Consider the following 22,719-nt stretch of genomic DNA (forward strand, 5'->3'; position numbering starts at 1 on the left):
CCGCCTCTGGATCGACTTGCCGTTCGTTTCCGCAAGGATCAATCCCCGTCCCCCTCCGGGCCTTTGCCGCGCTGCAGGCGAACGACGTTGACCTCCGACGTTCCTGGCACGGCGCGAACGGCCGCAGCAATGGTCGGGATGTCTTGGCCCTCGCCGGCGACAATCTCAAACGCGTAGGTCGTGCCGCGATCAGCCGTGTGCCGCAAAGACACGGAATTGACGTGTTCGGCAACGCGTCTCAGGGCGGTTTCGTACTGTGCGAATGCATCTTCGGCGCCCATGGCCTTGACGCGCAGCGAGGGCGCGCGGGGGGTGCCGAACTTTATGCGCTCCAAGACGATCAGGAGGATCAGCACGAACACGCATCCGCCTGCGGTCAGAACGAACTGGCCGCCTCCGATGCCAACGCCCGTCACGATCGATATGAAGACGAAGGTGAACTCTCGCGTGTCGCGGACGATCGTTCGGAATCGGATGAGGCCAAGAAGGCCGATCAACGCGAAGGCGAACCCCTCGCCCATGGCCCGGTTGGCGTTGTCGAACGCCGTGGCCGAGCGGATCGTGTGCATCACCAACGCTGTCAGCGGTACAATGACGACGCAGGCGTGAACGAACGAGGCCGAGAGCAACATCCCGCGGTAACCGCGCGCGTAAGCGAAGCCGATCAGCAGACCAAGCGCGATTGACAGGACCGTGGCGGCGAGAACGTACTCGATCTGTGGTGTCATCGCCGCTTGTGCTCCCAAATCGACGGCCATCGATTGCAATATCGGGGACGATTGTTCTTTAGAGAAACTAGCGATAAAGTTGTGAGGCGAAAGACTCTATTATAGGGCGTGCAGGAGCCCTGCGTCGATGCCGCGCTGGCTGATCTGGCAGCACCGGGCTTTGGTAGTTGTTCGAGCGTGATTTCGTCGTGAAATTGGTCTTCACCTGGCCGACGTCACCCGTCGGGCCCGGCCCAAGCTCTAGCGCAGCGGCAGCAGATCGAGCTGGCTCTGCGCCTTCTTGATGGCAGCCGCGAACCAGCTCTGGCTTGGCGCCTCCTGGGCAAAGCACTTGGTGTAGGCGTCCATCGCCTGGTCTTCGCGGGCCATGGCGTCCTGCGGGACCTTCCTGGCCATCATCTGCTTCCAGACCATCTCGCAGACCGGGATCTCGGCCGTCTTCACCGCGTCGGCTGCGGCAAGGTAGAAGACCTTGGCGTCCTGGATCGCAACCACGCCAATCTCGCCCGGCGGCCCCTTGAGCCCGCCATTGCCACGCACGCCGAGCACAGCGACCGCGGCGCTCGCGCCGGCGGGCCTGGTGATCGGCAGCTCCGCATATCTGGCGAAAGCGGCGTCCTGAATGGCGTAATAGTAGAAGCGGTCCGACCTGAGTGCCGCGCCGATCTCCTGTGGCATGCCGTCCTCGCGGTGCTCGGCAAGCCAGTGCTTGAACAGCCCGGTCGTGGTCACCACGACTTGCGTCTTGTAGCCTTCCGACGCGAAGCTGAGCCCGTCGAGATGACCGAAGCCGATGTCTCCCATGAACAGCGTGTCGACATTCGACTTGCCGTCGGCAGGAAGCCCCTTGATCGCGACCGGGCCCACCAGCGTGCGCAGCGCGACGGCGAGCTCCCTGAGCGCCGCGTCATGCTGCTTCGAGGTCTCTTCGCTCTCCTTGGCCTTCGAGAATTTGACGATGTAGCGGTCGCGCAGGTCGAGATAGTGCTGCTCGGGCGTGGCCGCATGTGCGCAGGACCCGAAGACGAGCAGGCAGAGCAAGGCACGGGATTTCATGCGATTTCCGTAGACTTGAGGTAATCTCGGTTTTGTGTCCGCGCCTCGACGCAAGGTTCATCGGCTGCACGCCTGCGGCCGTAGCAACGATGTCACTGCCGCGTTTCGAGGGCATGGACATGGCAGTCGTAGGCGCGAGACGCGTACCAAAAGATCCCGTCCCGCCTGCTTCGCTCACGAGTCAATGTATTTGTCAGTTTTCCGATTGCGAACTTTGAATTCGCACGGATCTTGGGCTGACCAGAACCTTCGTTGCCTCGTTGGATTTGCAGATTGCGTTTCCTACACGGAACGCCAATCAGGCGCGCGCCCAGCGCGGCTCCCAACGTTCGAGCTGGGGCTCCGGTCCGGGAGCACAAATCGATAGCCGCTGCAGGACCCTCCGCATACCCCGTAGAAGCGTCCGTTAAACTTTGCGGGCGCTCCATGTTCCGCTGCACCTGGCCGAGCCAGAATAGCCGCTCCATGATCCCACTCCGTGCGTCGGCTGCAATCGCCCCCTACCCGTGGCGTGCTTGTCCTGTACCGTGACCGATGCACGTACTGCGCCGCTCGGCGAAACCCTTCCATGGAATCTCACCAGATTCGGATGAGTAATGTTGCCGTTCAAGATATTCACATCGAACTCATAGTTCGGATCGCATGAACCTGCCCGGGTCTGAAACGTCAAATGCCATGCGCCGTCAAAGGCCCGCATCGGATAGGCGCGGGCCTCCACGTAGGCAGGGCCTGCAACGAGAACGAGAATGCCTGCCGTCAGGCCGGCGACTGCTCGCATCATATTCCTACCCCGCAATCCGCCGTATGATCTGGTGATTAGACATGCTTCCAGCTTGCGCCGATTATTCGTCGTTCGGCCCAGAAGAGGTCTCGGGCTCGAGCAGCTTCAACGCGGTATCGATCTTGGCGAGCAGCGCCTGGATCTCGGCGCGTTCGTTCGGCCCTGGATTGGCCTCGAGCCGTACCAGGAGCTGTCGCCTCTCGCCGAGTAGCTTCGCAACGGCGGACATCTCACGATCCCAATCGTTTCGAAAGGGCCGCCTCGAGAGCGGCCCTTTTTTCTCGCTTACCAGCTCCGGGTGCCGAAGCTGAAGCCGATGCTCGGACCGCCGCCGTAGTAGCCGTAGCCGCGATCATAGTACCGCGGACCGCCATAGTATCCGTAGCTGCGACGCACCACATAGCCATCGTCGCCGCCGTAATAGCGCTGGACGTAGCGGGGACCGCGGGTTCGGAAACAACGACCGTACTCGTTACAAACCAGTCGCACCTCCTCGATGCCGGAAGCCTCGATCGAGCCGACGGCTGTAGGACTGATCGGAGCTGCAAGGGCCGCCGAGCCGGCAACGGTGGCTGCCAGAAGTCCCAATGCCATAGTTTTCATCTTGTCTCTCCTCCTCTGTGATGATTCTATGATGCGCCGCTCATGCGGTTCGACAATGTCGGTACGGCTGTCCGGGTTGATGTACCGGTACTCCCGCAGACCCGGCGCCTCCCGATAGACGTCCTCTGGGAATGCGTCGATCTCCACGCCTTCCGTTCGCCAGTCCGGATCTCCTGCGGACTGTGCTCCCGGTGGTGCGCTGCTCGCGTTCGACCGGGCGCGCCCTCGCATGCTTGCGGATCACCTCGCGGTCGCGTCACTGAAGGTCGTCTTGCGCTGTTCGGTACGCAATGGCGCTGACGCAGTCTAACGGCCCGAATACGGCGGGACGGCCACGATCTTGTAGCTCGAAGCCTCCACAATCACGATGTCGAACGCGAACAACACCCATACGGGCCGCCAGTTCCAATTTGGGATAATTTGGCAATCCGGCGCACCAGACGGTTGGCACTATCCGAATTGTGGTTTCGCGCTGCGACGGCTTGCAGTCATTTTTATAAGCGGAACTTAGTGCACGAGCATTCGGTGCGATCCACGTAAAGAACTGGCCCGATCGCGTCACGCGAGCAACCTACCACCGACGAGGATGAGCCCCGCTCTGCAGCGGGGCTCATCCTGCGCGTGCTACTTGGTGGTCGGACCCTGACCGGAATTCTGCGCCGGGGTCTGCGCGCCCTGCCCCGAGCTTGAGGATGGTGCGTTGTTACTCTGGCTCGGCTGACTGGACGGCGCGTTCTGCGTCGCGTTCGGTTGGCTGTTGCTCTGGCCGACGGTGGACTGGTTCTGCGGAGCAGCCTGGCCCGTCGTGTTCTGCTGAGCAGGGGTTTGCTGCTGGGCAGACGGCTGCTGCGTATCAGTCTGGCCGGTTGTCGATTGGTTCTGCGACGGGTTCGTCTGCCCCGTCGTTTGCCCGGTTGTGCCCTGCTGCGAAGGCTGCGTGCCTGACTGGCCGACGGTGGAGCCTTGCGCAGCACCCTGCCCGATTCTGTTCGACAGGCCCAGAGCCGCTACGGTGCGCGTATCAATGCTACCGCTGGTCTGGAAGCCTTGCTGACGCTGGAACGTAATCAGCGCTTCTCGGGTACGGGACCCCAGCACGCCGTCAGCCGCGCCAACCAGCAAGCCCCGATCGATCAGCACCTGCTGTACCTCTCGGATCTCTTGCGGGCTCAGGTCCATTGCCGCGAAGCTGTTGCTGCTGGAGCGACGCGCGAAGTGCGTCCGCGGCCCGACCGGCACGATGTCGACCACGCGGCGGCTGCGATCGAGGAACACGATCTCGTCGTCGACCACGAAGAAGCTGTCGTCGCGATAGTACGGGAACACGTCGATCAGCGCGGGATAGGCGGACACCGAAACGAAGCCGACGCCGGTCGGCACGATCACGCCCGGACTGACAGAGAAGTTGATGCTGTTGACGTTCACACGCGGCACATTGTTCGCCGACAGCACCGATTGCTGAATCGTGCTCTGCTGCTGCGCCGTCACGGTGCGCCCGGCCTCAGTCTGGACCGCGGCATTCTGCTGATCTTGAGCGGCTGCACCAGTCTGCTGGGCCTGGCTCTGAATCGGTTGGCCCTGAGTAGCCTGGCCTTGCGTCGACTGACCCTGCGTTGTTCCAGGCTGCTGCTGGGCCGAGGTGCCTGTGGTACCTTGACCCGCCTTGGTGTTCTGGCCGGTTGTTGCGTGCGGCCCCTTGGCCTGTCCGGTGGTGGTGCCCTGCGTCTGGTTTGTAGCGCCGGCGCGGTTCTGCGGCGCCTGCTGGCCTTGCTTGCTTAGGCTATCAGAGCGGCCTGTGCGCTCCTGCCGGCTCGGGCTCTGGCCCACCGTCTGATTTCGCTCGGCCTGACCGCGCTGGGATTGCCGTTCGCTCCGCTCTTCGGCGCGCCCGCTCTCTCGGGCCTGCCCTGTCGTTTGCCCTTGCAGATTCTGTCCGCGCTGGGCTTCGCCACGCCCCATCTGCCGCTCGCTCTGACCTTCAGCCCGACCGCCGTCTCGCAGCCCTTGGCCACGGCCTTCGGTCAGCACTTCACTGCGTCCGGCGCCCGAAGGACTTCCGTGCATTTCGCCGCCGGAGCGTCCTGCCGACGGGCCGGACGACATTCCGTGTTCGCCGCCACCAGTTCCGGCCCCGAGGCCGGCACCTCCGCCCGCGCCGCCGCCTTCCCGCATGCCTTGGGCGGAAGCCAGGCTAACGCCGGCCAACAGCACAGCCGTGGTCAGAAGAAACCTGCTTTTCACGATCTTGCTTTGCATCACTAAACTCCTCAGCTCCGCGTTTTCTCTTGCGAAGCTTGACGCCGACTGCCGGTTTTTCCGCAAAGGGCGCCAAGCTTGAAAGAGATCACGCTGCGCGGATCCATTCGTTTACCTGCCTTCCGAGGAAACAGCCGAGCCTCCGACCCGTTCCGAGACGACTTTCGGCGCGACGTTCTCGCGCCCGCCCTGGGAACCAATTGCTCCTTCTTTCCGCTCCGTAAGGGCTGCGGTGCTGGCGGTCGACGGCCGGTCGTTGGGAGCCGTTGCACCATTACATTACGTCGTGCAGGGCCTGCGATGCCGCACCCTACTCTGCCGGCGTGAGCTGCTGCCGCCGAGGCGCGGCGCAGCACTGGCAGCAAGGCGAGCTGCTGTCGTTGGACTCCGGCGGCGATGGCGTTGGGCAATCTCAAGGGGTCATGCGCAGGCCGTGTGTCGTGGCAGGGCGAGACGAGACTGTGCCCTTCGCGCGCGACGCACGGCGAGCAATCGCAGTACCACTCAATAGCTTCTGCCCGGGCCAGACGAGCCGCGCGAACCTCGCGCGCCGCGGAAGTAACGGCACCACCCGTCCGGGCTGATAGGTCCGGCAACGATCTCGCAGCTGCCGGGGGGCCGGAAATGCGCACAAACCCCGCAGCGCTGGGCTCCGTTTGGTTGATACTGATACTGCGCGACCTCTTTCGGGATAGGCCTGCGTGCGCGCGCATAGGCACCCGTGGCGGATCCTGCCGTGCCGTGGGCCCACGCCGGAGCCGCAGCCGCGCCCGCAAGCGCTGCGCCGCAGAGCGATTTTGCGATGAAGCCGCGACGAGATAGACCTTTATCGGGCTTGTTGCGAGAGGAAGCGCTTGCACTTACCGGCTTGGATTGATCACTCATCAGTTGCCTCCTGGCGGTACCGCCTTCGGCAAGTGGGATTTCCCTGCAACTCACAAAACCGTCCCGGAATGTTCTTGGTTCCTAAATTTCCTCAGGGGACCGCAATCGCAGCGCGGCGCGTGACTCCGGACGCGCGCCGCGGATTCACACCGAGGCTCGCTTTCGCGGCAAGGTTCATCCGAAGACCGGACGAGCGCCCTACTCTGCCGGCGTGAGTTGCTGCCGGGTCAGGCGCATCGCGGCGGTCTCGCGCACGCGAACACGGGCGCGGCGCTTGCGCCACCAGATCACGACGCCGGTCACCGAGAGCGCGGCGACTACGAGGCCCATCACCGAGATCAGGATGCGCCCGAACAGTCCGACGATACGGCCCGAATGCAGCGGGAATTGCGCCTGCACGAAGATGTCGGCAGCGGTGCCGACCCAGGGCAGCCGCTCGCCGATCGGGCGGCCGTCCTCGCTGTCGTAATAGAGCTGCGCCGGGCCGACGCCGCCGGCGCCGTGGTCGTCGCCGGGATGGAAGAAGGCGGCGGCATAGACGCCATGGGCCGGGCCGTAATTGATCGAACCGACCGGGGTGGTCCACCCGCGCGCCTTGCCATCGGCGGCGGCGCGCGTCGCGATGTCGGCGAACGTCACCTTGGGCTCGATGGGATCGTCGAGATCCCGATACGGCCGCTGCTCATAGGGCGTCGGCGTGTAATTCGACACCATCTTCATCAGCGGTGAGAACACCTCGAAATAGAGGTTCAGCGAGAACGCCGTGAAGGCGATGATGAACAGCACGCCCCAGGTCCAGAGGCTGAAGGCGCGGTGAATGTCGAAATTGATCCGGTAGGCGCTGCCCGAGGTCTTGATGGTCCAGGCCGGCGCCCAGCGCGCCCAGAAGCCACGCTCGAGCTGGCGTGCGACTTCAGGCGCCCGCGCGGCCTTGGCGCGCCGGCGCGAGGGCAGCGTCAGATAGAACCCGACGAAGCAATCGATGGTCCAGATGATGGCGATGATGCCGAGCACGCGCATGCCCCAGCGGTCGCTGCCCCAGAACTCCGGGATGTGCATCGTGTAGTGCAGCTTGTAGAGAAACGAGACGAAGTTCTCGCGCGTGACGGGCCACACCGCGCCCCAATAGCGCCGGCCGAGCTCCGCACCGGTATTGGGATCGAGGAAAACCTGATTGTAGTCGAGCGGGTAACGCTTGCCGGTTGCGGGATCGATCCGCGGCATGACGAAGAACCAGAGCGAGTGGCCCTGCTCCGGCGTCATGAAGAGATAAACGACGCGCGCGCGGGGATCGCGCTGCTCGATCATCTTGGCGAGCTCGATCGAGGGAATCGCCGGGCCTTTGCTGCTGACGTCGAACAGATGGCTGTTCAGGACGTCGTCGATCTCGTGGTCCCAGGAGATGATCGCGCCGGTGACGCCGGAGAAGAACAGGAATCCCGCCGTGAGCAGTCCCGCCCAGCGATGCAGCCTGCCGAATATCGCTCTCATCGTCTTCCACTCTCATCCAGCGGGTCCAGCCCCCCAGCGCCGGACCATCTTCACATCGAACTCACCAGCGATAGGTCAGCTTGCCGATCGCCTTGCGTCCCTCGGCATAGAAGCAGCCCGCCAGGCTGTAGCACGCAGCGACATAGCGCGTGTCGGCAAGGTTTGTCACGTTCAGCGACAGCCGCCAATTGTCATGGGTGTAGGCCAAAAGCGCATCCAGCACGGTCGAGGCGCCCACCTTGAAGGTGTTGGCGTCATCGCCCCAGGTCGCGCCGACATAGCGGATGCCGCCGCCGAACTGCAGGCCCGCGAGCGGCCCGTTCTGCAGCGTATAGTCGCTCCACAGCGAGGCGCGGTTGAGCGGCACGGTGACCGGCGCCTTGCCGACATTGACCGGATCCTGCGTGACCATGGCGTCGACATAGGCATAGGCCGCGCGCAGGTTCCAGCCGTCGGCGAGCGACATCGTGCCTTCGAGCTCGATGCCGCGCGACTTCACCTGCCCGGTCTGTTCGGCATAGGTGGCTGCAGGCACGTAGGTGACGACGTTGTCGCGCGTCAGGTCGAACGCGGCGAAGGTGAACAGCGCGTTCCAGCCGAGCGGCTGGTACTTGACGCCGACCTCGTACTGGACGCCGGTCTCGGGATTGAGCATCTGTCCGCCAAAACCGGTCGCGAGCACCGGCAGGAACGATTCCGAGTAGCTGAAATAGGGCGCGATGCCGTTGTCGAAATTGTACATGACGGCGGCTCGGCCGGTGAAGGCCGAAGCGTCCTTCGCGACCGTCGTGTTGGCGATACCGTTGTCGACCTGCGTCGTCACGAAATCCTGACGGCCGCCGAGCTGGAACGAGAGCCGGCCGAGCTTGATCTGATCCTGCGCATAGAGACCCACCTGCGACTGCTTGACGCCGGTGTTGTCGCTCATGGCGCCGATGGTCCAGTCGTAGCTGTAGACTGGATTGAAGACGTTGATCTCGGGCGCCGACGTCGTGACGCCGAAGGCGATGTCACGGAAGGACGTGTTGCGGTAGTCGACGCCAACCAGCGTGGTGTGGCTGAGGATGCCGGTGTTGAACTTGCCCTGGAGCTGATTGTCCACGGCGAAGGAGTTGATGTAGGAGTTGCTGTAGCTGCCATAGCGCGCGAGCTGCCCAGCGGCTTCGTCAGTATAGCCGCCGCCGTAGAACACTTTTTCCTCGTTGTGCTGATAGGCGTAGCGCAGGTTCTGCCGGAACGTGATGTTGTCAGTGAAGTTGTGCGAGAGCTGGTAGCCGGCGGTCGCGATCTCGGTGTTGAACGCGTTGAAGCTCGGCACGCCGGCGAAGAACGAGACCGGAATGGTGCGGCCGTTGTTCGGCCACACCGTGCCCGAGGCCGGCAGGAACTGGAGGCCCCACCCTGCCCGATCGCGCTGATAATTGGCGAGCAAGGTGATGGTGGTGTCCTCGTTCGGCTTGAAGGTGACGGCGGGCGCGATGAAGACGCGGTTGTCCTTGGTGAAGTCGACCTGAGTCTGGCCGTCACGCACGACGCCGGTCAGGCGCCACAGCACCGTGCCTTCCTTGTTGGCGGGGCCGCCCATGTCGAACTGGCCCTGATAGCGGTTGAAACTGCCGCCGGAGATCGACACCTCGCCGAACTGCTGCGCCGTCGGCAGCTTGGTCACGTAGTTGAGGATGCCGCCGGTGCCGCTGCCGCCATACATCGCGGAGGACGGCCCCTTGAGAACCTCGATGCGCTCGGCACCATAGGGATCGAGGCCGTTGAAATGCACGTAGTTGCTGGACGGAATCCGCAAGCCGTCGACGTAGAGACCCGGCATGGTCATGTCGAAGCCGCGGATCTGGAGGCCGCCGAAGCGGGTGTCCGAGCCGCCATTGACGTCGCCGCTGACCCCGGCGGTGTAGCGCAGGGCCTCGCCGATCGAGACCGCGCCCTGGTTCCTGATCTGATCGGTGGTGATGACGGACACCGACTGCGGCGTCTCGATCAGCGGCGTATCGGTCTTGGTGGCGGTGCCGCTCCGCGTCGCGACGAAACCGCGCACCGGACCATTGGCGCGTTCGCCCGTGGCACCATTCGATGATGCCGACCGGGTTGGCGCAGCCTGCTGCGCCGGAGCGCGACGATTGGCGCGTGCGGTGCGTGTCGCCACCGCCCTTCGCGACGAAGCAATCGCCGCCGGACGGGCGCGCTGCGCCGGCGCTTCGACGGTGACTGCGGGAATTTGCGTCTGCGCCTCCACGGAACGGAAGGGAACGACGAGGGAGAATGTGCTGACCGCCCCGAGGAAAAGCACCTGAATCTGTCGACGACGCGTGTCGCCACGCGAAGAAAGTTGGAAGTCGGTCACGTCTTTCGAGGCCCCACGCACTGCCGGCTTCGCCGGTATCGTTTTTGATGCCCCGCCCTAACTCAAGCGGTTTTCGAGTGCGATAGGAACGCCGTTAGAATCTCTCCAGACGTGCGCGCAGCACCTGCGGCGAATGCGCTCAGGCGTGCTTCGGAGTTTGGAATGTTTCCAGACAGGCAGAATTCAGAATCCGCCTGTTCGCAACATCTGGAAACGGTTCAGCGATGCCGCAGCCGTCGGTTGACCCGGCGCGCCAGATAATCGCCGGCGCTCTGCACGAGCTGCACCAGCGCGATCAGCACGACCACGACGGCCAGCATCATCTCCGGCATGAAGCGCTGATAGCCGTAGCGGATGCCGAGGTCGCCAAGGCCGCCGCCGCCGACGGCACCGACCATGGCGGAGTAGCCGAGCAGGCTGACCACCGCGAGCGTCAGCGCCAGCAGCAGGCCGGGCAGCGCCTCGGGGATCAGGACCTTGAACACGATCTGAAGCGGCGAAGCGCCAAACGAGGACGCGGTCTCGATCAGCCCGCCGTCGACCTCGCGAATCGCAGCTTCGACCAGACGCGCGATGAACGGCGTCGATGCGATGGTCAGCGGCACGATGGCGGCGGTCGAGCCGATCGAGGTGCCCGCGACGAGGCGCGTGAACGGGATGATGGCGACGACCAGGATGATGAAGGGCGTCGACCGCGTCGCATTGACGACGATGCCGAGCACGCGATTGACGAGGGGTGATGCGAACAGCTCGCCCTTGCGGCTGGTGGCGAGGAAGACGCCGAGCGGCAGGCCGAAGGCGGTGCCGAGCAGCGCCGCAATGCCGACCATGTACAGGCTCTCGCCGGTGGCCTGGATGATCAGATTGATGAGTTCAGGCGACATAGCCGAGACGCTCCGCCGAGAATTGATATTGAGAGATCCAGGCGAGCGTCCGCGGCACCGCGTCCTCGCCGCCTGGAATTCCGAGCGTCAGCGAGCCCACGTGCTGGCCGCCGATCTCGTCGATGCGGGCCGACAACAGCGCGACGTCGAGGGCGAGCTCGCGGGCGAGCCGCGCCACCACGGTGTCGCCGGCCCCTGCCCCGCGCACCTGGACCCGGATCACGGCTTGCCCGCCAGCAGGCCGCTCCGAAACGATCCGGCTCGCCAGCGACACCGGCAGGCTGTCGCCGATCACCTCGGCCAGGAAGGACTGCGTGATCGGATGTTTTGGATGCGTGAAGATGTCGGCGACGTGGCCACGCTCGATGACGCGGCCGGCATCGAGCACCACGACTTCTTTGGCGAGCTGGCGCACCACGGACATTTCGTGGGTGATCAGCACGATGGTCACCCCTAACTCGCGGTTGATGTTCGCGAGCAGGTCGAGGATCGCGCGCGTGGTCTGCGGATCGAGCGCCGAGGTCGCTTCGTCCGACAGCAGCACGCTCGGCCGCGTCGCCAACGCCCGCGCGATGCCGACGCGCTGCTTCTGGCCGCCGGAGAGTTCGGAAGGGTAGCGGTCGTGCTTGTCGGCGATGCCGACCAGCGCGAGCAGCTCGGTGACGCGGGCCTTGATGTCGGCCTTGGTCCAGCCGGCGATTTCCAGCGGCAGCGCAATATTGTCGGCCGCCGTGCGCGACGACAGCAGGTTGAAGTGCTGGAAGATCATGCCGATCGAGCGCTGCGCCAGCCGCAGCTCGCGGCCAGTCAGGGCCGAGATGTCTCTGTTGTCTACGACCACGCGGCCTGTGGTCGGCTTCTCCAGCCCGTTGATCAGCCGCACCAGGCTCGACTTGCCAGCGCCGGAGCGGCCGATCACGCCGGTGATGGAACCGCGCGGAATCGCAAAGTCGATGTTTTGCAGCGCGTTGACGCCGGGCTTGCCGCGATAGGCGGGATAGGTCTTCGAGATGCCGGCGAAGCGGACCATCGCATCCGGCTCGGTTGCGGCAGGGGAAATCGCTTCAGGCGGCGCAATCGGCTGTCCGACGGCAAGCGATTGGTGAGCATTCATAGAGCAAGCCTTCATGCACGATAGTTCACTCGCCAGCCCGACAGGGCAAACGAGAGTCGGGTCGCATCAGCGACTGGGATTGAAGCAGCAGCAAACCGCCTTGGGGAACGCGCTGCACCGCAGCACGTAGCATCGGCTTTTCCAGTCTTTCTTGCAATTTCAGATATTTGCGAAGACTTGGACGAAGTTTTCCCGATCGCCCCCAGGCTAAGAAAATTCATCTGCAGGATATCCGACAGCGCCGTAGGCTACCGCCCCCGGAACCGCGGCTTGCGGCGGGCCAGGAATGCCTCGATACCCTCCTTGTGGTCCTCGGTGAAGCTCGCGAGCGCGAACTGATCGACATCCATGTGACTCGCAAGATCGTCCAGCGCGTGCGCGAGCCGGTTGACGGTCAGCTTGGTCATTGCGACCGAAAGCGGCGGCTGCGCGGCGACCTTGCGGGCAAGCTCCATGGCGGCATCGAACGCGTGGCCGGGATCGGTCACCTGCTCCACCAGGCCCCATTCATAGGCCTCGTCTGCGCTGATGCGCTGGTCGGCCAGAATGACCGCCTGCTTGGTGCGGGCCGGCCCGATCAGATGCAGCATGCGCGGGATGCTTTGCCAGCTCATGTTCATGCCGAGTCCGATCTCCGGCACGCGCAGATGCGCATCGCGCCCCATGATACGGAAGTCGAGCGCCACGGCGAGGGCCACGCCGCCGCCGACGCAAAAGCCCTCGATCGCCGCGATCGTGATCTGCTCCATCTCCTGCCAGGCGTGCGTCAGGCGCGGCCCGAGCTTGAGATGACGCCGCAGCGTGCCGAGATCCATCTCCTTGCGCGAACGTCCTTCGGCATCCTTGAGGTCGAAGCCGGCGCTGAACGTGCTTGTGCTGCCGGTCAGCACCACGACGGAGGTCGCAGCATCGTCCTCGAAGCTGCGCGCCGCCGCCGTGAGCTGGCGCAGTGCCTCCGGCGAGAGCGCGTTGATGCCGTCGCCGCGGTCGAATCGCACCACCGCAATCCGGCCCTCAGGCCCAAGGCCCTTCTCGATCTTCACGTAGTTCGTCACCATCATCTCCACGCGGTTTGCGGCGATGCTAGCGCACAAATGCCGTCACGCATACGTGCCCGGATCGCGCTGCAACGAACCCTCGACAGGCCCGGGCCATTGCGCCTATCTTTGCCGCCATGAGCCACGATCACGACCATCACCACGATCACTCGGAATTGTCAGAGACCGAGCTGCGCGTGCGCGCGCTCGAGACGATCCTGACTGAAAAAGGCTATGTCGAGCCGGCCGCGCTCGACGCCATCATCCAGGCCTATGAGACCAAGATCGGCCCGCACAATGGCGCGCGCGTCGTCGCCAAGGCCTGGACCGATCCGGCCTTCAAGAAGGCGCTGCTGGAGGACGGCAGCAAGGCGATCGGCACGCTCGGCCATGTCAGCCGCGTCGGCGATCATCTCGTCGTGATCGAGAACACGCCAGAGCGCCACAACATGGTCGTATGCACGCTGTGCTCCTGCTACCCTTGGGAAATGCTCGGGCTGCCGCCGGTCTGGTACAAGGCCGCGCCCTACCGCTCGCGCGCGGTGAAGGATCCGCGCGGCGTGCTCGCCGATTTCGGTGTCGCGCTGCCCAAGGATATCGAGATCCGTGTCTGGGATTCCACGGCCGAGACGCGCTTCCTGGTGTTGCCGATGCGTCCCCAGGGCACCGAAGGCTGGAGCGAGGAGCAGCTCGCCGAGCTTGTCACGCGCGATTCCATGATCGGCACCGGTTTCCCGAAAGCGCCGGGAGCGCCGTCATGAACGGCGTGCACGACATGGGCGGCATGGACGGATTCGGCAAGGTCGAGCCTGAGCCGAACGAGCCGATGTTTCACGCCGATTGGGAATCGCGTGTCCTGGCCATGGTGCGGGCGATGGGCGCGGCCGGCGCTTTCAACATCGACACCTCGCGCTTCTATCGCGAGACCTTGCCGCCGCATGTCTATCTCTCGAGCTCCTATTACAAGAAATGGTTTCTGGGGCTCGAGGAGATGCTGATCGACAAGGGTTACCTCACCCGGGAGGAAGTCGCCGCCGGCCATGCGATGCAGCCCGCAAAGGCGCTCAAGCGCGGCAAGTTCGATGTCGACTCCGTCGAACGCATCATGGTGCGCGGCAAATTCGCCCGCCCTGCCCCGGCTCCGGCGAAATTCAAGATCGGCGATCGCGTCCGCGCCAAGAATATTCATCCTGCCACGCACACGCGGCTGCCGCGATACGTGCGCGGCCATGTCGGCGTCGTCGAGCTGAACCATGGCTGCCACGTGTTTCCGGATTCGGCAGCGATGGAGCGCGGCGAGAATCCGCAATGGCTCTACACCGTGGTGTTCGAGGGCCGCGATCTCTGGGGTGAGGACGGTGATCCCACCCTGAAGGTCTCGATCGACGCGTTCGAGCCCTATCTGGAGCCGGTGTGATGAGTGGCAGCGCCGCTGCCGCAGCAACGGCGGCGATCCCGAGCATTCCGCGCGATGAAGACGGCCCGGTGTTCCGCGCACCCTGGGAGGCACATGCGTTTGCGATGGCACTGACCCTGCACGAGCGCGGTGTATTCACCTGGCCCGAATGGGCCGCAGCCCTCGCCGACGAGATCAAGCGCGCGCAGGCCGCCGGCGATCCTGACACCGGCGAGACCTACTATCTGCATTGGCTCGCCACGCTGGAAGGTCTTGTCGCGCAAAAGGGCGTCGCCTCGATGGAGACGCTGCACCGCTACCGCGACGCATGGGACCAAGCCGCGGATCGCACGCCGCACGGCAAGCCGATCGAGCTGCGGGACGAGGATTTTCGGTAGCTGTTGCCTCTCGTCATTGCGAGCGTAGCGAAGCAATCCAGAATCTTTCCGCGGCGACAGTCTGGATTGCTTCGTCGCAAGAGCTCCTCGCAATGACGACGGAGAGAGGCGCGCTACCTCCCCGCTACAAACTCCCGCCACCCCTTTGCCCGCAGGCTGCATGCCGGGCACTCGCCGCAGCCATAGCCCCAATCGTGCTGCGCGCCGCGTTCGCCGAGATAGCAGGTATGCGACTGCTCGCGGATGAGGTCGACCAGATCCTCGCCGCCGAGATCATGCGCCAGCTTCCAGGTCGCGGCCTTATCGATCCACATCAAGGGTGTATACAGCTCGAACTTCTTGGCCATGCCGAGCGAGAGCGCGGCCTGCATCGCGCGGATGGTCTCATCGCGGCAATCGGGATAGCCGGAATAGTCGGTCTCGCACATGCCGCCGACGATGTGGGTGATGCCGCGCCGGTAGGCCAGCGCCGCCGCAAAAGTCAGGAACACCAGGTTGCGGCCGGGCACGAAGGTGTTCGGCAGGCCATCGGCGCCCATCGCGATCGCGACGTCACGCGTCAGCGCGGTCTCGGATACCGCGGCCAGCGTCGGGATCGACAGCGTATGGCTCTCGCCGAGCTTTGCCGCCCAATCGGCGCGCAGGCTCTTGATGCCGTCGAACAGGCGGTCGCGGCAGGCAAGCTCGATGGCGTGGCGCTGACCGTAGTCGAAGCCCAGCGTCTCCACCCGCGCGAAGCGGCTGAGTGCCCAGGCGAGGCAGGTGGTGGAATCCTGGCCGCCGGAAAACAGCACCAGCGCGGTTTCGGAGGAAAATGCGTCACTCATGGCCCCGCGCTTTAGCACTGCGGAACGAGCCCGCCAATCGGTGGAAATCGGCCTGTTCCGCAGCGCCCCGCTGGGAACGGCCGCCCGCTTTTGGCATAAGGCTTTGGACCCAGGAGACTGCCCCGCGATGACCCCTTCCCGAGACATTTCCCGCCTGATCGAGATCATGGCGGCGCTGCGCACGCCGGTGACCGGCTGCCCCTGGGACCTCGAGCAGGATTTTGCGACCATCGCGCCCTACACGATCGAGGAAGCCCATGAGGTGGTCGACGCCATCACCCGCGGCGATCTCGACGATCTCAGAGAGGAGCTCGGCGACCTCCTGCTCCAGGTCGTGTTCCATGCCCAGATGGCCTCGGAGCAGAACGCGTTCGATTTTGGGGACGTGGTCGAGGCCATCACGCGAAAAATGATCCGGCGTCATCCCCATGTCTTCGCCGACAAGGACGGCAATCTCGCCTCCTCCCACGTCAAGGAGGTCTGGGACCGGATCAAGGCCGAGGAGAAAGCCGAACGCGCCGCACGCCGGCCGCCGGAGGAGACGCCGTCGCACACTTCGCTGCTGTCGGGCGTGAAGGCCGGCCAGCCCGCGCTGACGCGCGCCATGGCGCTGCAGCGCAAGGCCTCCACCGTCGGCTTCGACTGGAACGATCCGCGCGCGGTCCTGCAAAAGATCCGCGAGGAGATCGACGAGATCGAGGCGGCATTGGACCGCAACGACAAGCAGGAGATTGCGGAAGAAACTGGCGACCTGATGTTCGCCCTCGTCAACCTCGCCCGCCACGTCGATGCCGATCCGGAAGCCGCACTGCGTGCGACGAATACAAAATTCGAGCGGCGCTTTGCGTTCATCGAGCGCGCGCTGGAGGCGCAGGGCCGGACGCTGGAGCAGGCGTCGCTTGAGGAGATGGATGCGCTGTGGAACGCGGCCAAGGGCGATGAGCAATCGGCGCAGGAACGGCGCAAGGAAGCGAGCCGCTAATTCTGCTGTCGTCCTGGCGAAGGACAATTCGTAGGGTGGGCAAAGGTGCGCACTTCGCGCGCGGTGCCCACGCCTTTCAACAACGGGCAAATGGTGGGCACGGCGCTCACGCGCCTTTGCCCACCCTACGAGGGCTGCGTTTGTCCGAGATGACAGCTGTTACGCAGGAAGACGCGGCACCGCATCAAACCGCGACACCACGATGTCCCGCTTGGTCTCATCCACCCGCACCGTCATGTCGAAGCGGCCGTCGTGCAGCTCCTTGGCCAGCACCTCGGCATTGCGGTGCAGCCAGGAGATGCCGGCACCATCGGCGGCGTCGATGGAGAGATCGAGCGTGGTGCGCTTGGCGGCCAGGCGCTGCTCGATCGCGGTGAGCAGTGCGTCGATGCCCTCACCCGAAACCGCTGAGACCAGCATCGCTGGATGATCCTCCGGCCGGCGTGCGGCGATGTTCAGAAGCTCTTCGCGCTGCTCGGGGTCGAAACGGTCGATCTTGTTCCAGACCTCGATGATGCGGCCGGAATCATCGGGGTTGATGCCGAGCTGGCGCAGCACGGCGTCGACGTCGCTCTGCTGCGCCTCGGCATCCTCATGCGAGATGTCGCGCACGTGCAGGATGACGTCGGCTTCCAGCACCTCCTCCAGCGTGGCGCGGAAGGCGGCGACGAGTTGCGTCGGCAGGTTGGAGATGAAGCCCACGGTGTCGGACAGCATCGCCTTGCCGCCGTGCGGCAGGTTGAGTGCGCGCAGAGTCGGATCGAGCGTCGCAAACAGCATGTCGGCCGCCTGCACGTCGGCGCGGGTCAGGCGGTTGAACAGCGTCGACTTGCCGGCATTGGTGTAGCCGACCAGCGCGACCACGCGATACGGCACGCGCTGGCGGCCGGCGCGATGCAGCCGCCGCGTCGCCTGCACCTTCTTGAGCTCGCTCTCGAGCTTGGTGATGCGCTCCTGGATCAGCCGGCGGTCGGCCTCGATCTGCGTTTCGCCTGGCCCGCCCATGAAACCGAAACCGCCGCGCTGGCGTTCCAAATGGGTCCACGAACGAACCAGGCGCGAGCGCTGGTAGTTGAGATGCGCGAGTTCGACTTGGAGCGAGCCTTCCCTGGTCTTGGCGCGGCGGCCGAAGATTTCCAGGATGAGACCGGTGCGGTCGAGCACCTTGGCGTGCAATTCCTTCTCGAGATTGCGCTGCTGGATCGGCGCCAGCGCGCAATCCATCACCACGAGCTCGACGTCGAGGCTCTTGGCCAGCGCGGCCATCTCCTCGACCTTGCCCTTGCCGATGTAGGTGGCGGGCCGGATCTGGCTGATCGGCGCGATGATCGCATCGGCAATGACGAGGTCGATCGCGCGCGCAAGGCCGGCGGCCTCATCGAGCCGGGCCTCAGCGTCACGTTGGACATGACCTTCCGATTGCGCGTCGGCACTTCCCGCGCGCGCTCGCAAATAGGGGCCGATGACAAGCACCCGCCCCGTCTGCTTAGCCCCTGCCGACCGCGGACGGTCGGCATCCCCGTCGAAATTCCGGGGTTCCAATCAGATCACTCTCAAGCCGGCTGGTCCTCGCCGCCTTCGAACAGCTGAATCGGAGCGCCCGGCATGATGGTCGAGATCGCATGCTTGTAGACAAGCTGCGAGTGACCGTCGCGCCGCAGCAGCAAACAGAAATTGTCGAACCAGGTCACGATGCCCTGGAGCTTCACTCCGTTGACCAGAAAGATCGTCAGTGGCGTCTTGGTTTTGCGAACGTGATTAAGGAAGGTGTCCTGTAGGTTTTGTGCGCGGTCTGCCGCCATTGTTTTTTTCTCGCTTTGAGTTTCTTTTTATTGCGCCGGATGCGGCCCTCTTTGTCGAGTTCGGGGCCTCCTCCGGTTGCCGTCCCTCATGAGATCCCCCTCGGAAGGAACAGCGGTTCGATTAGAGGACAGGTCGGGTTATTAGGCAAGCCGCTTCACGCGGCAGCCCACGCCCTAGTGCCCCGAAAAACTACGGAAATCGATGATTTTCCTCGCCTATTCCCGAGATGCCGCTTCAGCGTTGCGGCGTCAGCCGACGCCAAGCGCCTTCAGCTTCCGGTGCAGTGCCGACCGTTCCATGCCAACGAACTCAGCCGTACGAGAAATATTTCCTGAGAAACGGCTGATCTGTGCAATCAAATAGTCGCGCTCGAACACTTCGCGCGCTTCGCGCAGCGGCAGGCCCATGATGTGCTCGCCGTTGTTGCTGGTCGGCATGGCCGGCACCATCGAGCCGACGTCCTGCGGCAACATGTCGGCGGTGATGATCACCTCTGGCCCGCCGGCCGCCAGAATCATGACTCTTTCAACGTTATTGCGGAGCTGGCGCACATTACCGGGCCAGACATGCGATTGCAGCACCGCCATCGCGTCCTGCCCGATCTGGCGCTTGGGAAGGCCGCTTCCGGCCGAGATCTGCTCCATGAAATAGTCGATCAATTCCGGGATGTCCTCGCGCCGCTCCGAGAGCGCGGGCACGCGGATCGGCACCACCGAGAGCCGGTGGTAGAGGTCCTCGCGGAAATGGCCGGCCGCGATCTCCTCTTCCAGGTTGCGCGCGGTCGACGAGATGATGCGCACATCGACCTGCACCTTGCCGGTGCCGCCGACGCGCTGGAAGGACTGCTCCACCAGCACGCGCAAGATCTTGTTCTGAGTCTCGCGCGGCATGTCCGCGATCTCGTCGATGAACAGCGTGCCGCCATGGGCTTCCTCGAGCGCACCAGGCTTGCGCGGCTGCTCGCCATTGGACTGCTCGACGCCGAACAGTTCGTGCTCCATGCGTTCGGGAGTGATCGCGGCGGCATTGATCACCACGAAGGGACCGTCGGCCCGGCCCGAGGCCGTATGCAGCGTGCGTGCGGTCAGCTCCTTGCCGGCACCGGCGGGGCCGACGATCAGGATGCGGCTGTTCGCCTTCGCCGCGCGCTCGATGGTTTGGCGCAGCTGGTTCATGCTGGGCGAGCGGCCGACGAGCTGGCTGGCGCTCGGCGCGAGCTGCTTCAGCTCCTTGACCTCGCGCTTGAGCCGCGAATTTTCCAGCGCTCGGGTTGCGACCAGGATCAGGCGGTCGGCCTTGAACGGCTTCTCGATGAAGTCGTAGGCGCCGCGTTTGATCGCGGCGACCGCGGTCTCGATATTGCCGTGGCCGGAGATCATCACGACGGGCAGATCGGCATTGTCCTTCTTGACCTGCTCCAGGAGCTGCAGGCCGTCGAGCTTGGAGCCCTGCAGCCAGATGTCGAGAAACACCAGATGCGGCCGCCGATTGGCAATCTCGGCGAGCGCCGTATCGCTGTCGCGTGCGGTCCGGGTCACGAAGCCCTCGTCCTCGAGAATGCCCGCAACGAGATCCCGAATATCGGCCTCATCATCGACAATCAGAATTTCACTTGCCATGGATCGCGCCTGCCTTGTCAGCTGCCTGTTGAGGCTTCGATTTTGGTTGAATCATTGGTCTTTTCAGCCGGCTCTTTGGTTCCGGCAACCGGCTCTTTTGTTTCCTGCTTCTTGACGGATTCCGCATCCGTTTGCGTGAGCTCGGGCTTGGATGTTGGCTCGGTCGTCTCGGACTTCGCGGGTTGCCCTGAGATGGCAAAGCGCATCCGCATCCAGGCACCGCGCTGGCCCTCACGGAAGTCGGAGGCGTCCTTCAGTTCGATCCGCCCGCCATGGTCTTCCAGCACGCGGCCGACGATAGCCAGGCCCAGCCCGGTGCCCTTGGCGCGCGTGGTCACGTACGGCTCGAGCAGGCGCGAGCGTGCGACCTTGGGCAGGCCGATGCCGTTGTCGATGACGTCGATCAGCACGTCGTCGCCCTCGCGCGACACCACGACGTCGATACGGCCTTTGCCGAGCTCCTCCCGCGGGACCTGCTCGATCGCCTCGGTGGCGTTCTTGACGATATTCGTGACCGCCTGCGAGATCAGCCGCCGGTCGAACTGGGCGCGCAGCGGATCCTGTTTGAACTCGGCCTCGATATCTATCTCGGGATGGGCGACCTTCATCAGGAACACCGCCTGCCGCACGGTGTCGGCGACGTCCTCGCCTTCCATCACAGGCTTGGGCATCCGCGCAAAGCGCGAGAACTCGTCGACCATGCGCCTGATGTCATCGACCTGGCGCACGATCGTGTCGGTGCACTGGTCGAAGATCTGCTTGTCCTTGTCCTCGGTGATGGTTTTGCCGAACTTGCGGCGGATGCGCTCGGCCGAGAGCTGGATCGGCGTCAGTGGGTTCTTGATCTCGTGCGCGATGCGGCGCGCGACGTCGCCCCAGGCCGAGGTGCGCTGCGCCGAGACCAGCTCGGTGATGTCGTCGAGCGTGATGATGTAGCTGTCGTGCGGCTGGTTCTTCTCGGCGCTGACGCGGACCGACAGATTGCGCTCGGTGCCGTCGCGGGTGATCGTGATCTGGCCCTGCACCAGGCGCTGGGTTCCTTCCCGCGCCGCCTTCATCATCTCGTCGAGTTCGGGCAGCACGTCGGAGAGCGGATGGCCGAGCGTCTCTGCTTCGGAGTGCCCGATCAGCTTCTCGGCGGAGCGGTTCAGGATGCCGACGCTGCCGGACGCATCGACGCCGATGATGCCGGCGCTCGCCGAGGACAGCACAGCTTCGATGAAGCGGCGGCGGCTGTCGATGAGATCGCTGGCGTTGACGAGCTCGTCGCGCTGGCTGCGCAATTCCTGCGTCATCTTGTTGAAAGTCTGGCCCAACTGGGCGAGATCGCCTTCCGACTGATGCACGGGCACCTGGACATGGAGGTCACCGGTCGAGACCGTGTGCGCCGCGTTCATCAGCCGCCGGATCGGCGAGACCAGCGAATTGGCGAAGTTGAGGCCGATCAGCACCGAGGCCATCAAGATGGTCAGCGCGATCACCGCGAACATCAGCGCGAAGGCGACCTGGATGCCGAGCCGGCGTGACTCGATCTGGGCGTATTCGGCGACGCTGACTTCGGTCTGCTTGAGCTGATTGACGACATTCGGGTCGAGCGGACGGGCGACATAGAGGAAGGTGTCGTTGAAGGCGCGCAGGCGGATCACCGCGGCGACGAAGCTCGCATCGGGCAGCACCGCGATCTCGGGCTCGTTCTCGTTGACGTTGCTGAGAAAGTCCGGCGCAGGCGGCGAATAAGCGAGCCGCATGCCAGTGTCGGCCGACTCCAGGATGTTGGTGTTCTTGTCGATGATCATCGCGCCCGGCAGGTTGCGGGACGCGGCGCTCGCCGTCAGCATCTCGCGGAACGAGCGGCGGTCCTGGTCGTAGAGCGGCCGCGCATGGGCGATGTCGTTGGCCATGCCGATAATGTCGCCACGGATCAGCTGCGCGTGGTCCTGCATATAGGCTCGCGCGATGGTCAGCGAGTTCTGGATCACCTCCTTGGTCGGCCCGGAGAAGAGCCGGTCGAGGCCGCGCTCGATGGTGACGTTGGCGACGACGGCGACCAGCACCGCCGGCAGCACCGCCACGATCGAGAACAGGCTGACGATCTGGACATGGAGACGCGCCGCCGCCCTGCCCCGCCGCCGCGCCAGGATCAGCTGCCAGAGTTCGCGGACGATGATGCCGACCAGCAGCAGGATCGTGGCCGCGTTGATCAGGTAGAACGAGCGGACCACCTCAGGCGTCGGCTCGATCCTTGTGAGACCAGTCAGGACCAGGAAGGTCAGGAAGGCCGACAGCAGCGCCAGCGCCACGGCAAAGGGTGCCAGCCAGCGCCGCACCGACCAACGCCGGGGCTCTTCCGCTGGGGCCGTGTCAAAGTGTGCGGCCGAGGTGTCTGCGCTGGTCATTCCGGCAATGGTGGTGCTGAAAACGGGTCCGCGACGGCGGATACTGATGTATTCATACCACATTGTTGCCGAATTGCGACAATTCCGCGGCGCGCCGCCCGCGGCGG

19 protein-coding genes are annotated in these 22,719 nt (G+C 64.4%); 4 read left to right on the top strand and 15 right to left on the bottom strand.

Annotated elements, in window-relative coordinates; genetic code table 11:
- Positions 1-38 precede the first annotated feature (38 nt).
- The 10 genes from ACVIIV_RS25450 to ACVIIV_RS25495 form a co-directional block, all read right to left on the bottom strand.
- Positions 39-758, bottom strand: coding sequence for a DUF4956 domain-containing protein (locus ACVIIV_RS25450; RefSeq protein WP_456746590.1), 720 nt, complete (start codon positions 756-758; stop codon positions 39-41).
- A 210-nt stretch (positions 759-968) separates the two neighbouring features.
- The gene (locus ACVIIV_RS25455) at positions 969-1,784 is read right to left on the bottom strand and encodes a hypothetical protein (RefSeq protein ID WP_456746591.1); all 816 of its coding nucleotides are present in this window, start codon (positions 1,782-1,784) and stop codon (positions 969-971) included.
- Positions 1,785-2,626: 842 nt separating this feature from the next.
- Positions 2,627-2,794: a hypothetical protein gene (locus ACVIIV_RS25460; RefSeq protein WP_456746592.1), complete on the bottom strand. Its 168-nt coding sequence runs from the start codon at positions 2,792-2,794 to the stop codon at positions 2,627-2,629.
- A 56-nt stretch (positions 2,795-2,850) separates the two neighbouring features.
- Positions 2,851-3,168 carry a hypothetical protein gene (locus ACVIIV_RS25465; RefSeq protein WP_456746593.1) on the bottom strand — a complete coding sequence of 106 codons (318 nt, stop codon included), beginning with the start codon at positions 3,166-3,168 and terminating at the stop codon, positions 2,851-2,853.
- A gap of 624 nt (positions 3,169-3,792) precedes the next feature.
- The gene (locus ACVIIV_RS25470; RefSeq protein ID WP_456746594.1) at positions 3,793-5,424 is read right to left on the bottom strand and encodes a peptidoglycan-binding protein; all 1,632 of its coding nucleotides are present in this window, start codon (positions 5,422-5,424) and stop codon (positions 3,793-3,795) included.
- Between the two features lie 1,083 nt (positions 5,425-6,507).
- Complete coding sequence (fsrB, locus tag ACVIIV_RS25475; RefSeq protein WP_456746595.1) at positions 6,508-7,800, bottom strand: siderophore utilization protein FsrB; 1,293 nt, start codon at positions 7,798-7,800, stop codon at positions 6,508-6,510.
- Between the two features lie 61 nt (positions 7,801-7,861).
- Positions 7,862-9,850 carry a TonB-dependent siderophore receptor gene (locus ACVIIV_RS25480; RefSeq protein WP_456748823.1) on the bottom strand — a complete coding sequence of 663 codons (1,989 nt, stop codon included), beginning with the start codon at positions 9,848-9,850 and terminating at the stop codon, positions 7,862-7,864.
- Between the two features lie 524 nt (positions 9,851-10,374).
- Positions 10,375-11,040, bottom strand: a complete 666-nt coding sequence (locus tag ACVIIV_RS25485) for a methionine ABC transporter permease (protein ID WP_456746596.1) — start codon at positions 11,038-11,040, stop codon at positions 10,375-10,377.
- Positions 11,030-12,169 (bottom strand): methionine ABC transporter ATP-binding protein, encoded by a 1,140-nt coding sequence (locus ACVIIV_RS25490; RefSeq protein WP_456746597.1) that lies wholly within the window; start codon positions 12,167-12,169, stop codon positions 11,030-11,032. The genes ACVIIV_RS25485 and ACVIIV_RS25490 overlap by 11 nt, the downstream gene beginning before the upstream one ends.
- 233 nt (positions 12,170-12,402) lie before the next feature.
- Positions 12,403-13,209: an enoyl-CoA hydratase/isomerase family protein gene (locus ACVIIV_RS25495; RefSeq protein ID WP_456746598.1), complete on the bottom strand. Its 807-nt coding sequence runs from the start codon at positions 13,207-13,209 to the stop codon at positions 12,403-12,405.
- A 119-nt stretch (positions 13,210-13,328) separates the two neighbouring features.
- Here ACVIIV_RS25495 and nthA point away from each other — a divergent pair, with 119 nt between their 5' ends.
- From nthA to ACVIIV_RS25510, 3 genes are read left to right on the top strand one after another with little or no spacing between them, the layout of a single operon-like run.
- Entirely contained in the window at positions 13,329-13,952 is a 624-nt protein-coding gene (gene nthA / locus ACVIIV_RS25500) for a nitrile hydratase subunit alpha (protein WP_456746599.1), read from the top strand.
- Positions 13,949-14,608, top strand: a complete 660-nt coding sequence (nthB, locus tag ACVIIV_RS25505; RefSeq protein ID WP_456746600.1) for a nitrile hydratase subunit beta — start codon at positions 13,949-13,951, stop codon at positions 14,606-14,608. The genes nthA and nthB overlap by 4 nt, the downstream gene beginning before the upstream one ends.
- Positions 14,608-14,985 (top strand): nitrile hydratase accessory protein, encoded by a 378-nt coding sequence (locus ACVIIV_RS25510; RefSeq protein WP_456746601.1) that lies wholly within the window; start codon positions 14,608-14,610, stop codon positions 14,983-14,985. The genes nthB and ACVIIV_RS25510 overlap by 1 nt, the downstream gene beginning before the upstream one ends.
- A gap of 113 nt (positions 14,986-15,098) precedes the next feature.
- On the opposite strand, the gene queC is transcribed toward ACVIIV_RS25510, so the two are convergent.
- Entirely contained in the window at positions 15,099-15,812 is a 714-nt protein-coding gene (queC, locus tag ACVIIV_RS25515) for a 7-cyano-7-deazaguanine synthase QueC (protein ID WP_456746602.1), read from the bottom strand.
- A 127-nt stretch (positions 15,813-15,939) separates the two neighbouring features.
- Here queC and mazG point away from each other — a divergent pair, with 127 nt between their 5' ends.
- A complete protein-coding gene (gene mazG, locus ACVIIV_RS25520) occupies positions 15,940-16,794 on the top strand; it encodes a nucleoside triphosphate pyrophosphohydrolase (RefSeq protein WP_456746603.1) in 855 nt (284 codons plus the stop codon).
- A gap of 159 nt (positions 16,795-16,953) precedes the next feature.
- Here the strand turns inward: mazG and hflX are convergent, their stop codons facing one another.
- The 4 genes from hflX to ACVIIV_RS25540 form a co-directional block, all read right to left on the bottom strand.
- A complete protein-coding gene (hflX, locus tag ACVIIV_RS25525; protein ID WP_456746604.1) occupies positions 16,954-18,336 on the bottom strand; it encodes a GTPase HflX in 1,383 nt (460 codons plus the stop codon).
- A gap of 11 nt (positions 18,337-18,347) precedes the next feature.
- Complete coding sequence (gene hfq / locus ACVIIV_RS25530) at positions 18,348-18,596, bottom strand: RNA chaperone Hfq (RefSeq protein WP_007591126.1); 249 nt, start codon at positions 18,594-18,596, stop codon at positions 18,348-18,350.
- Between the two features lie 249 nt (positions 18,597-18,845).
- Positions 18,846-20,216 carry a nitrogen assimilation response regulator NtrX gene (gene ntrX, locus ACVIIV_RS25535; protein WP_247329342.1) on the bottom strand — a complete coding sequence of 457 codons (1,371 nt, stop codon included), beginning with the start codon at positions 20,214-20,216 and terminating at the stop codon, positions 18,846-18,848.
- A gap of 17 nt (positions 20,217-20,233) precedes the next feature.
- The gene (locus ACVIIV_RS25540; RefSeq protein ID WP_456746605.1) at positions 20,234-22,612 is read right to left on the bottom strand and encodes an ATP-binding protein; all 2,379 of its coding nucleotides are present in this window, start codon (positions 22,610-22,612) and stop codon (positions 20,234-20,236) included.
- Positions 22,613-22,719 lie beyond the last annotated feature (107 nt).

It is taken from the genome of Bradyrhizobium sp. USDA 4354 (genome assembly GCF_054060315.1).